The organism is Microbispora sp. CSR-4, assembly GCF_008033685.1.
In the GTDB taxonomy this organism is placed as follows: Bacteria; Actinomycetota; Actinomycetes; order Streptosporangiales; family Streptosporangiaceae; genus Microbispora.
In genome coordinates this window covers 1-10,851 of the sequence record NZ_VJVX01000052.1, presented here as the reverse complement: position 1 = coordinate 10,851, position 10,851 = coordinate 1, and the positions used below count along the sequence as shown (strand labels likewise).

Here is a 10,851-nt window from a genome sequence, read left to right as displayed (position 1 = left end):
ATCGTCCGGTGAGTGCCAGTTCCACCGTCAGAAGAGTCGGCAGGCCGCGAGCCGTCGAACGGCCCCGAAGTGAGCTGAGCCCCCGGGAGGAGATCCTGACGGCGGCGGCGGAGTTGTTCACGACGCACGGCTACGCCGCGACCTCGACGCGGGCGATGGCCGAGCGGGCCGGGATCAGGCAGGCGTCGATCTACCACTATTTCGGCGGCAAGGAGGACATCCTCGCCGAACTGCTGGAGAGCACGGTGCGGCCCTCGCTGGAGACCGCCCGCGCTCTCACCGGCGGCACGCCGGAGCAGCGGCTGTGGGAGCTGTGCTACTGCGACGCCAGGCTGCTGTGCTCGGGCCCCCACAACCTGGGCGCGCTCTATCTGCTGCCCGAGGTGCACACCGAACGGTTCGCCGCCTTCCGCCGCATGCGCGACGAGCTCAAGGACACGTACGGCCGGCTGCTGGCGGAAACCTCCGCCGGAGCGGCGCTGACGCCCGCCGAGCGGGCGCTGCGCACCGATCTGCTGTTCGCGCTGATCGAGGGCGTCATCCTGATCCGCAGGGACGCTCCGGGCGAGATGGCCGCCGACGTCCTGGAGACGCTGGCGGCCGCCACCGCCGACGCGGCGCTACGCCTGGCCGGCGTTCCCGACGGGGATCTGCCCGGCCTGCGCGACACGGGCCGCGGGCCGGCGTAGCCGCCGGTAGAGCGCGCCCAGGGCCACGACCGCCGCCAGGAAGAGCACAGTGAACCACTGGAAGAACCAGTGGCCGGTGATCGGCGCGTACACCTCGGCCCTCGGCCACGCCAGGTTGACCGCCATCGCCAGGCCGTAGCAGAGGGCCAGCGCGTTGACCGGCAGGCCCCAGCGGCCCATGCTGAACAGCCGGCTGCCGTCCTCGGCGAACCCGGCCGGCGCCCCGCCCCGCCAGCCGCCGCGCAGGCGCTGGAGCAGCAGCGGGCCCGTCACCATCGCGTACGCCAGGTAGAGCAGCACGATGCAGGTGGTGCCGATGGCCAGGAACGCCTCCGGAGAGGCGAAGTTGAGCAGCAGGATGGCCGCCGCGCCCATCCCGGTGACCAGCGCGGGCCCGGTCGGCATCCCGCTGCGGGGCGAGACCCTGGACAGCGCCTTGGACCAGGGCATCGCCCCGTCGCGCGACATGGAGAACAGCATCCTGGTGGCGGCGGTCTGGATCGCCAGGGTCGCCACGGTGATCGCGAGCACCACGTCGGCCAGCAGCAGCTTGCCCACCCAGTCGCCCAGCCTGCTGGTGAGCACGTACGACAGGCCCTCGGAGGCCAGCCTCCCGTCGGTCAGGCTGGGCGCGGCGAGCAGACCGGCGAACAGGATGAGCCCCCCGAGCCCCCCGGCCGCCGTGAGCGCGGTCAGGATCGTATGCGGCGCGACCCGCCGGGGGTTGCGGGTCTCCTCGCTCAGCTCCCCCGCGCTGTCGAACCCGATGAGGACGTAGGCGGCGGTGAACGAGCCGACCAGCAGCGCGCCGATGGCTCCGCCTTGCCCGCCGGTGCTGAGCGTGATGCCGGGGCCGTGCTCGGCGTGGGTGAGCAGCAGCACCACGATGAGCACCGCCCCGATGATCTCGGCGGTGACGCCGATCCCGTTGACCCGGGCGAGAACGCGGTTGTCGACGACGTTGATGGTCGTGGTGAGCGCGAGCAGCACCAGGCCGAGGATCGCGGCGTTGGCCGCACCGGTGGCCGTCGTGGGCGTGGGGTCGCCGCCGACGAGCTGGAAGCCCGGCCAGATCGCGGGCAGCACGACCTGGAGGGCGAGCGCCGCCGCCGCGATCACCACGATCTGCCCGAGGATCATGATCCATCCGGCGAACCAGCCGAACGCCGCCGTGCTGAGCCGCGTCGACCACTGGTAGATGGAGCCGGAGATCGGATAGCGGGCCGCCAGCTCGGCGAAGTTGAGGGCGACCAGGATCTGCCCTGCCAGCACCACGGGCCAGGTCCAGAAGAAGGCGGGGCCTCCGAAGGCGTACCCGAACGCGAAGAACTGGAAGACCGTGGTCAGCACGGAGATGAAGGAGAATCCGGCGGCGAAGGAGGCGTACCTGCCCATGCTGCGGTGCAGCTCCTGGCGGTAGCCGAACGTCTGCAGGGCGCTCTCGTCGGTGGGGGGCGAGGAAGGGACGGTGACGGCCATCGGGGCTCCGGGCGCTGGGGGGATTTCTGTCGATTGACAGATATGTACGGGGCCGTCGTTTCCCCGGCGTCACGCGCGCGTTCATCCGCCGTAACGCATCCCTCACCGCCCGACCGTCGCTCGCCCGCTGCGGGCATCCCCTGATCGGTCCGCACAGCGGGGCCTGCTCGGGCAGGTCGTTGCCGAGGCGCAGCTCGGCGCGCACCCGGCCCGGCCGGGCCGGGACGGTGAACTCGATCGCCCCGCCGCGCGTGAGGTGCTGGTCGAGCGGCGTCCGGCCATCGGCGACGACGCGCAGCGAGCCGTCGGTGAGCGCGTCGAGCGAGCGCACGCGCGGCGCCTCACCCGGACGTCGCCGCCGATGACGGACACGAAGTGTCCGCCCCGCTTGGCCTCGATACACGTTCCACCCTTCATGCGGGCGATGACCGCCGGGTGGCCTGGACCTGAACGTCGGGCGAGGCCTTGTCTCATGGACTCGCGCCGGTGGCGGCTGACTCGTCATGGCCAGGAAGTGCTGGAGCACGCGGAGCCGGACAGCATGCGCCACAGGCTCTGCCGACGCCACATGTGAGGCCGGCCTTCATCGTGCGCCTTCATCGTGCTCAGTGCGCCGCGCGCACCATAGTGCTCAGTGCGCCGCGCGCACCATAGTGCTCAGTGCGCCGCGCGCACCGCCGAGACCAGTCCGCCGGCGCCCTCGTCAAGCTGCGGCGGGGTGAGCATCGGGCGCCCGTAGACGTCGGCGCGCTCACGCAGGGTGAAGGTCTCCGCCTCCCAGCCGAGGCCGTGCAGCCAGCCGACCGGGTCTTCCGGCATCTCCCAGACCCACATCGATGCCGCCGATCCCGGAGTGGCGTCCTCGCGGAAGCGTTCGAGCACCCCGCGCGAGCCCAGTGTCAGACCCATCCTGCTGCCTGCGGCGGACAGCGCGCCGACCCGTTCGAGCAGCGACTGCACCGCGTCCTCGGGCAGATAGATCAGCAGTCCCTCGGCGATCCACACCGTCGGCTGCGCCGGATCGTGCCCGGCCGCGGCCAAGGCGCCGGGCCAGTCCTCATGCAGGTCGACCGGGACGGTGATCCGCTCGCAGCGCGGAACGGCCCGCTCCTGACGCAGCACCGACGCCTTGAAGTCCAGCGGTTCGGCTGTGTCGACCTCGAACAGCCGGGTCCCCTCAGGCCAGTCCATCCGGAAGGCCCTGCTGTCCATCCCGGCTCCGAGCAGCACGACCTGCCGGACGCCGGACGCGACCGCCCGCTCGAGCAGGTCGTCGAGGAACTTCGTCCGGATGACGATGGAGAAGGCCACACCGAGCCGGCGGCACTGCGCCGCCTCGTCCGCGCGCGGGGGCGGCGGCGCCCCAGGGTCTCTCCCACCGGCCATGGCGAAGGCCTGCGCCAGCGGGTCGCGGAACAGCGGCTGCTCGCGTGCCGTCTCCATCGCCCTCACCCGGGCCACGCCCACGGCCGTGGCCCACACCCCGGACGGCTCGACCCGTCCCCCCGCATCAGTCACGCGTTCAGCCTAGCCAGCGCAAAGACCCGAGCGTAGATCGGCGATCGACGCGGCCCTCCGCCTGGACATCTTCCAAGGAAACGATGTCGTCGAGCACTCAGGCAGCTCTTCTGGTTCACCGGACAGCCGGCGTCGGTGATCGTGATGTCGACGCTGAACCCGCTGCCCACGATGTGTCCGTGCACCTGGCGCCACCGTCCCCCTCTCCAGCCGGCGGCGGGCCACCCGGAGGAAGCCTGGTCAAACCTTCTCCGGGTGTGATCCGCGCCATATTTTCGGTCTGACCGGAATCCTTCTCTCGGCTCGAGGTGTTGCCATTCCGGATAATCGCCCCAAAGAAGGACAAAGAAGTGCCCTTGCCTGCGGCGACGCTGCGCTCTTTTCGCCATCACAACTACCGCCTCTGGGCAGGAGCAGACCTGGTCTCGGTCACTGGCACCTGGATGCAGGTGCTGGGTGTCAACTGGCTGATCCTCTCGGCCACCGGATCGGCGACCAGCGTGGGCCTCAGCCTGGTCCTCCAGGCCGCACCCACGCTCCTGCTGGGGCTGTGGGGCGGCTCCCTGGCCGACCGGCTCCCCGCCCGCCCGGTCGTGCTCGCCACGCAGGTGGCTCAGGCGGCGCTCGCCGCTCTCCTCGCGCTCACCGCCGCGGGCGCCCCCGGCTCCGTGGCACCGGTGTACGCCATCGTGTTCGCGAGCGGCGTCGTGAACGCCATCGGCGGCCCGGCCCTCGGCAGATTCGGGGCCGAGGTGGTCCCCGCGCGGGACCTGCCGAACGCCTTCGCGCTGGGATCGATCATCAATTCGGCCGGCCGCATCCTCGGCATGAGCCTGGCCGGGGCCCTTCTCCCACTCACCGGCACGGCCGGCCTGTTCCTCGTCAACGCCCTGAGCTTCGCCGCCGTCATCGTGGCCGTCCTCGCCATGCGCGCCTCCGAGATGCACCGGCTCCTGCACTCCGAGACGGACCGGGGCGGGGTGCGCGCCGGCCTGTCCTACGTGCTTCGCACGCCCTGGCTCGTGGTGCTGCTGGCGCTCGCGCTGATTCTGGGCAGCCTGGGCCGCAACTACCAGGTCACCATGGCGGCGATGAGCTCCGGACCGCTGGCCGCCGGCGCCGGAGGATACGGGCTGCTGTCGACGATCTTCGCGATCGGCACGGTGATCGGCGGGGTGATCGCCGCCGGACGTCCCCGCCTCACGGTGGCCCTGCTGCTCGTCACCGCGCTGCTGACCGGCGTGGGCCAGAGCGTCAGCGGCTTCATGCCCGGCCTGGCCGCCTTCGGCGCGCTCATGCTGCCGATCGCCGCCGGCGCTGTGATCATCGACACCACCCTCGCGACCCGCGCCCAGCTGGACAGCCCCGACCACATGCGCGGCCGGGTCATCGCCGTCCAAGGCGTGGTCAGCGCGGGCGCGGGGGCCATCGGCGGGCCGCTTCTCGGCCTGCTCTGCGACATCGTGGGCCCCCGCGTGACTTTGCAGGTCACCGGTGTCGTGGTGGTCCTGGCCACCGTGGCCGCCGGGCTCGCCCTGGCCCGGCTGCGCGGGCGCGCGCCGGCCCGGCCCGCCCTCGCGCATGCGGCTCCCCTTCAGTTGCCGCCCGAGCCTGAGCCGCCCGGCCGGGAGCCCGCCCAGCAGCGTGTCCCCGCCGGTGTGGCGTCCGGTCCGGCCGAGCAGGCGCCCGCGCTGGCATGATCCGTCCGCCCTGGGCGTCTCCCCGACCGAGCGCCGCCCCTGCGCCCTGCACCCGCACGGGGTCGGTACGTCGCGCGCTGCGTCCAGGTTGAAGCTGCGCCAGTTCGCAGACGCGATCTACCCGGTTCTCCAACAGCACGGAAGAACGTCTGCCGCATCGAACAGTTCCCGTCGCGGCATATTCGCCGACCGTGGGATCGGCCGGAACCGTCCTCACGACGTCCGCAGCGGTTAGCTTGCAGTCGGCTGCGACCCTACTCGCCGAACCGCTGCCGGGCGTCTGGCCCGAGATCGCCCGGAGGCTGGTGCGCCAGGCCCACCGCGAGCACCCGTACTCCGCCTGAGGCTCCGCACCCTGGTCACCGCCGGCGATTCGGCCCATTCTTGGGTGGGAGGTGCCGGCATGCTCTACCGGATCCTGGCGGACACGATCACGAGCTGGGTGGACGCGGACATCCCCCGCGACGACGGCGAGCGGCCCTCGGGCACGCGGCTGCGCGGGGCGTGAGCGTCGGGCGGTCCGTGCTCCTCGCTGAACGGGCTGCCCCTGCCACCGCTGAACAACCGCCGGGTCCGGTTCTGGTAGACCGAGGAGGGCTGGCGCGTGTACGGCCGGAACCATTGGGCCGAGCTGCGCGAGGCGGGTCACACCGTACGGGTGATCCGCATCAAGAACGCCCCGGGCTCACGGGTGGCCTACCGCGACCGCTACCAGGTCGCCCTTCTCCCTCCGTCGTCAGGAAAGCACTGACGACCGCCGCCGGATCCCGGCGATGAGCAGCCCGCCACGCGCCGGCGGGCCGCGGTTGGAACCCGTGCGAACTATCCGGCTGATATATCCCGGTAGTGACCTACCGATTCACGGCCCGTGTCGCCGGCGGCGACGAAGACTTCGACGAAAATTACCGGCAGGCCGGGATAGCGGAAAACGAGGACGGCAGCGGCTTCATGCTGATCTTCATGAGTGGCATCGAAGAAGCCGGCGACCAAGACGCGGATCTCGGCCTGGACACTCACTTGCCTGGTCACCGCAGACCAGCGAACCGCCTACGGTTGCGTTCGAGAAGTCACTATCCGCGATGACGCATTACGCATTGTGCTCACCCCTGCGGCTCTAGAGGACCTCGGCTTGGACGACCCGGTCATCGGCCCTCCCCGCCGCTGATCTTTACGGTGAGGACTGCCCGAGCTCGAGTCAATGCTTTGAGCAGCACAAATGTCCCTTGATAAGCGGTTTCCGAAACCATCCCCGCTACCTGCCAGTAGGAACTTGGGACCACTGGTCGCGAGCTTTCCTGCAAACACTGGCCGACGGCGACTTGGAGGTGTATAGAGACATATGTACTACATCTGTAACGCTCCATAATCTGCCTGCTCAAGCGAGGTCACTACTGCACCCGATGGGAAACGAGCAGGGGATGCGATGCGGCGACTGCCAATCACGCACCCCTGGCGGTAACACTTGCGCCGATTGTCCCTGGGCAGTCCCAACAGCGGACAAGGCTCCATCAGTCACCTTCTCAGATCGCCTTACCGAGGAAGATCTTCTAGCCCACACCCCCGTTGTGGACGTCGCAGAAGCCGATTATCAGGTAACCCGATACTTATGCTGCGCGGCCGAGTCAGACCCTATGTTCGCGCAGAACCTCGTTGCCCACATCATTCGGCAACCTCGCCGTGGCATCGCGATGTCCCCGGGTCTTGATGTCGTGGGCGTGCTCCGGCATGCATGCGCGGCGCGTAGGCGGCGGGCAATCCGGGACTGCGTCCTCACCGCCGTAAACCTGCCACTGACCCTAGTGGTATTGGGTTCAATTATCAGTGCTGCATTGACCGTCTCACTCGAACCTCTTGCTTTACTGCCATGGGCAATCGGCTTATCGACAATCGTCTCCTCGCTTGTGCTGTATCTCTCAAAGCTGCACTATTACCGCGTGATGACGGGGGCACTTCGACGCGACAGGTTCTCGGCAACTACCGCGCCCGAGCCACGCAGTCCTCTCTTGCGCAGCCGCCTGCGTCAGATCGCTGATCTAACACGCGGAAACACCACCATATACCAAGGATTCAAGCCATTCCGAGGATACGGCAAGGTGATCGGCGGCTGGTCGTTTGCAATCGACCTCACGAAACCACGGATAGAGGGGACGATTCCAGAGCTATTTGATGTCCATGACATCCGCACCTATGTCAAGAGTCAGGTAGAGGCACTGAAGTGGTTGGGCTTGACAGTAGAGGATCGCGTATTCGTCAGCGGACGGGACGTTCCTAATGACAGCATGTTCATTCAAAGCGACGGGCGTCCACGGCCAGGTGTCGACCAGGTGCATTTCAATCAACTCCTAGCGGCACCAGACAAACGAGCGCGCCCGTATATGGTTATTCGCCTACTCGGCTGGGACGGCGAACTCGCCTTAACCATATTCCTACGCTTCGTTATGGTTAAGAAAAATCTGTTCATCGAAGCCAGTCATTCAATTCTGACTCCACTCCAAGATTCGTTTCGCAAATACGATAAAATCGAGCCGGTCTCAAGCGTGAGTGACCATATGCGCTTGTTCTTTAGTTGTCTCCGACCGTTCTCTGGAATTGTCAGCGGGTTCACTCACCTCTCCGAATACCGTGACGACCGTCGAGCACTCGCGCCGAACAAAAGAGGTGTCGACCGCCAGGACTTCGACCATGGTGCCTTCTTCAGCATCAGGGAGTGGGCAAGCGATTCCCGCTATCAGCGCTACTTTCAGAAGCTCGACAGCGAGATGTACACGAAGGTCGTCGAGCAGCGGATCTTTGACTCCCTGGTTCAATTCCTTGATAGTCGGAACATTGATACGGGTGAATTGATTCAGCGACAGACCACAATCATGAACAACGGGGTGATGGTGACGGGAAATAGTTCGATTACGGCGGACAGCGTTGCCGCTGGCAACAACGCGCAAGCGATCAGCCATGGCGATCACATGGGTAGATCCGGCAGAGCCGATGGATCAACAAGAAGGTAAGGAAATGAATAAGAATGAAGGAATCTGGATCAGTGGTCACGGGCAAATCAATGCGGCAAATGTCGCATCCGGACCGAAGGCTCGAGCCGTGACTTACGCTCATCATCCCGACACCGAGCAATCCACCCGCGGTCCCGGACATTCTCGCGAAGGCCTTGATCGTACCGTGTTCGTCATCCACGGACGCGACTCGCAGGCACGGTTGAGGATGTTTGACCTGCTCCGCAGGATGGGCCTACATCCTCTGGAATGGGAGTCGATAGTGCAAGAAGTCGGGATGGCCAGCCCTTATTTGGGCGACACTGTCCGTGCCGCTTTCACCATCGCCCAAGCCGCCTTGGTATTGATGACCCCGGACGACATCGTCCGCCTGCACCCTTCACTTCAGGGGAGCGGGCCCGATCCCGAGCACGGCACGCAGTGTCAAGCCAGGCCAAACGTTCTGTTTGAGGCCGGCATGGCTTTCGGCTTGTACCCAGAGCGAACGGTTCTTATAAAGATGGGACACTTACGAGATTTCTCAGATATAGGCGGTCGCAACTACATTCAGTTTGATGGCTCAGTGCCGAGCATATTGAAGTTGCGCCAGCGGCTGCAGACGGCAGGATGCGCGGTGAGAGCTACCGGCGAGGATTTTGCGGACACAGAACATCTCCAGAATCTCGACGCATATACGCGCCACGCCGCCAGGTGATAAATTAGATCATTGTGCGTAGGCAGAAAGAACAAGATGGTGTGGAACACACGCAGAGCCCGCACGCTTTATTCGCGCAGTTCCTCATCGCTTTTGGCCTCATCTCTGGGGCGATTCAGTTCGCGGGTCAAGTCTTTGGCGTTCGATTCGCTGAACCAGGACTAGTGACGGGGCTATCTCTGGCGGCATGCCTCGCCTGGGCCATCTTCAAGGCGTTCCCACGCCGCCATGCAGGACGCGCATTCGATTACCCCGATATTTCCATAGAAATCCGGGTCGGCGATATTCTTGAGTCGGACACTGATATCGTTGTGGGATTTTGTGACACATTCGACACGGACACCACAGACGACATCGTAATCAATGGAGCAAGCCTTCAAGGACAATTGCTACAGCGAACCTACGAGAACGATCGTCGCAGGCTCGATGATGATCTAGCGCGAGCCCTCTCGGAATACTCACCTATTAAGGTGGAGACCAAAACGACAAAGCCGCAGGGGAAATTGATGCGGTACGCCATAGGGACAGTCGCCGTCATTGGTTCACCCAAGCGGAGGATCTATTGCGTGGCATATAGCAGGATGGGTAATGATCTGACGGCTCGATGCTCTATTGACGACTTCTGGATGAGTTTAGGAAAACTGTGGACAGCAATCGGGGCTAGGGGCCAACTCAATGCCGTGGCAGTACCCATCATGGGTGCGGAGCTGGCAAGAGTGTACGCTCTTGATCGCGAGAATCTTCTGAAAGTGATTATTTTGTCTTTTGTTGCCTCATCTCGAGTACGTCCGGTATGCCGCGAGCTCACCGTGATCATCCGACCGGATGATATCGAGACGGTGGACATGTTGGAGATGCAGGCTTTCCTTGCGGCACTGTAAAAGACTAGGAGTCGACTGACAGAGCGCAACAGATCCAAGAGATACGTAGCGCGGCCGCGGGCGGACGCGCCGTGTTACCGCCGCCCGGCACAGGCGGCGGCTTGAGCCCGTATGGCAACTTACGACCACGCCCGGCTGCCGCCGCGCTTCCGTCCCAGGTCGCTCGTCGCCTGCCGATGATGCGGGTGGTGCCGTGGCCGCCTGTAGGTTTTGGCGGTGATCGAACTACGTGTCCTGTATGAAGACGATTGGCCGATTTGGCGCGAGCTGCGGCTCGCCGCGCTTGCCGAGGCGCCGTACGCGTTCGGCTCGACGTTGTCGGAGTGGCAGGGAGAAGGCGACCGCGAGGAACGCTGGCGGGCACGCCTGGCGATGCCCGGTTCCCACAATGTCATCGCCACGATCGACGACCGTCCGGTTGGAATGGCCGCCGGCATTCCGGCCGAGACAGCCGACGAAGCTGAGTTGATCTCCTTCTGGGTGAGTCCCTCGGTTCGTGGCAAAGGGGTCGGAAACCGGTTGATCAGAGAGATCGAGCGGTGGGCCGTGTGTGATCGGGCGGTCAGTACGTTGCGGTTGGCAGTGATGCCGGGTAACGACCGGGCCATCGCTCTGTACGAACGCCACGGCTTCAGGGACACCGGAAAGCCGGGAGAGCTGCTGCGTGACGGCGTGAGCAGGACGCAGGTCATGGCGAAGGCCCTGACGGGCACAGAGGAGCGGGCCCTTCGGCAATCATCGCCGACCGGCTTCAAGCCCTCGGTAGGAGCGGGTGTGGCCCCGGCTTAGGAGCAATCGTCAAGACCTGTGGATCACGAGTTCCTAAGCAGCTGCTGGTGAGGGCTGATCGTCGGGGCGTTCGACGAGCTTGCCGTTGACGAAGGTGGC

At 65.8% G+C, this 10,851-nt stretch carries 10 protein-coding genes; 7 read left to right on the top strand and 3 right to left on the bottom strand.

Features of this window, described 5'->3' with window-relative positions; genetic code table 11:
- The first annotated feature begins 8 nt into the window (after positions 1 to 8).
- Positions 9 to 689 (top strand): TetR/AcrR family transcriptional regulator, encoded by a 681-nt coding sequence (locus FLV34_RS30250; protein ID WP_205830985.1) that lies wholly within the window; start codon positions 9 to 11, stop codon positions 687 to 689.
- Here FLV34_RS30250 and FLV34_RS30245 read toward each other — a convergent pair.
- Together FLV34_RS30245 and FLV34_RS30240 are read right to left on the bottom strand one after the other, a co-directional pair.
- Positions 621 to 2,168 carry an amino acid permease gene (locus FLV34_RS30245; RefSeq protein ID WP_147944710.1) on the bottom strand — a complete coding sequence of 516 codons (1,548 nt, stop codon included), beginning with the start codon at positions 2,166 to 2,168 and terminating at the stop codon, positions 621 to 623. The genes FLV34_RS30250 and FLV34_RS30245 overlap by 69 nt on opposite strands.
- 657 nt (positions 2,169 to 2,825) lie before the next feature.
- On the bottom strand, positions 2,826 to 3,686 hold the full coding sequence (locus FLV34_RS30240) for a class I SAM-dependent methyltransferase (RefSeq protein WP_222709674.1): 861 nt from the start codon (positions 3,684 to 3,686) through the stop codon (positions 2,826 to 2,828).
- A 350-nt stretch (positions 3,687 to 4,036) separates the two neighbouring features.
- Between FLV34_RS30240 and FLV34_RS30235 the strand changes: the two genes are divergently transcribed.
- Together FLV34_RS30235 and FLV34_RS40825 are read left to right on the top strand one after the other, a co-directional pair.
- Positions 4,037 to 5,386 carry an MFS transporter gene (locus tag FLV34_RS30235; protein WP_205830987.1) on the top strand — a complete coding sequence of 450 codons (1,350 nt, stop codon included), beginning with the start codon at positions 4,037 to 4,039 and terminating at the stop codon, positions 5,384 to 5,386.
- A gap of 604 nt (positions 5,387 to 5,990) precedes the next feature.
- Positions 5,991 to 6,137, top strand: coding sequence for a hypothetical protein (locus FLV34_RS40825; protein WP_168066453.1), 147 nt, complete (start codon positions 5,991 to 5,993; stop codon positions 6,135 to 6,137).
- A gap of 71 nt (positions 6,138 to 6,208) precedes the next feature.
- Here the strand turns inward: FLV34_RS40825 and FLV34_RS30230 are convergent, their stop codons facing one another.
- On the bottom strand, positions 6,209 to 6,403 hold the full coding sequence (locus FLV34_RS30230; RefSeq protein WP_147944709.1) for a hypothetical protein: 195 nt from the start codon (positions 6,401 to 6,403) through the stop codon (positions 6,209 to 6,211).
- Between the two features lie 614 nt (positions 6,404 to 7,017).
- Between FLV34_RS30230 and FLV34_RS30225 the strand changes: the two genes are divergently transcribed.
- The 4 genes from FLV34_RS30225 (at position 7,018) to FLV34_RS30210 (ending at position 10,752) form a co-directional block, all read left to right on the top strand.
- Positions 7,018 to 8,388 (top strand): hypothetical protein, encoded by a 1,371-nt coding sequence (locus FLV34_RS30225; protein ID WP_222709673.1) that lies wholly within the window; start codon positions 7,018 to 7,020, stop codon positions 8,386 to 8,388.
- Positions 8,336 to 9,082, top strand: a complete 747-nt coding sequence (locus FLV34_RS30220) for a TIR domain-containing protein (RefSeq protein ID WP_142652724.1) — start codon at positions 8,336 to 8,338, stop codon at positions 9,080 to 9,082. Before FLV34_RS30225 ends, FLV34_RS30220 begins: the two co-directional genes overlap by 53 nt.
- Before the next feature lie 14 nt (positions 9,083 to 9,096).
- Positions 9,097 to 9,963, top strand: coding sequence for a macro domain-containing protein (locus tag FLV34_RS30215; protein ID WP_222709672.1), 867 nt, complete (start codon positions 9,097 to 9,099; stop codon positions 9,961 to 9,963).
- Positions 9,964 to 10,179: 216 nt separating this feature from the next.
- Positions 10,180 to 10,752, top strand: a complete 573-nt coding sequence (locus FLV34_RS30210) for a GNAT family N-acetyltransferase (RefSeq protein WP_147944707.1) — start codon at positions 10,180 to 10,182, stop codon at positions 10,750 to 10,752.
- Positions 10,753 to 10,851: the final 99 nt, after the last annotated feature.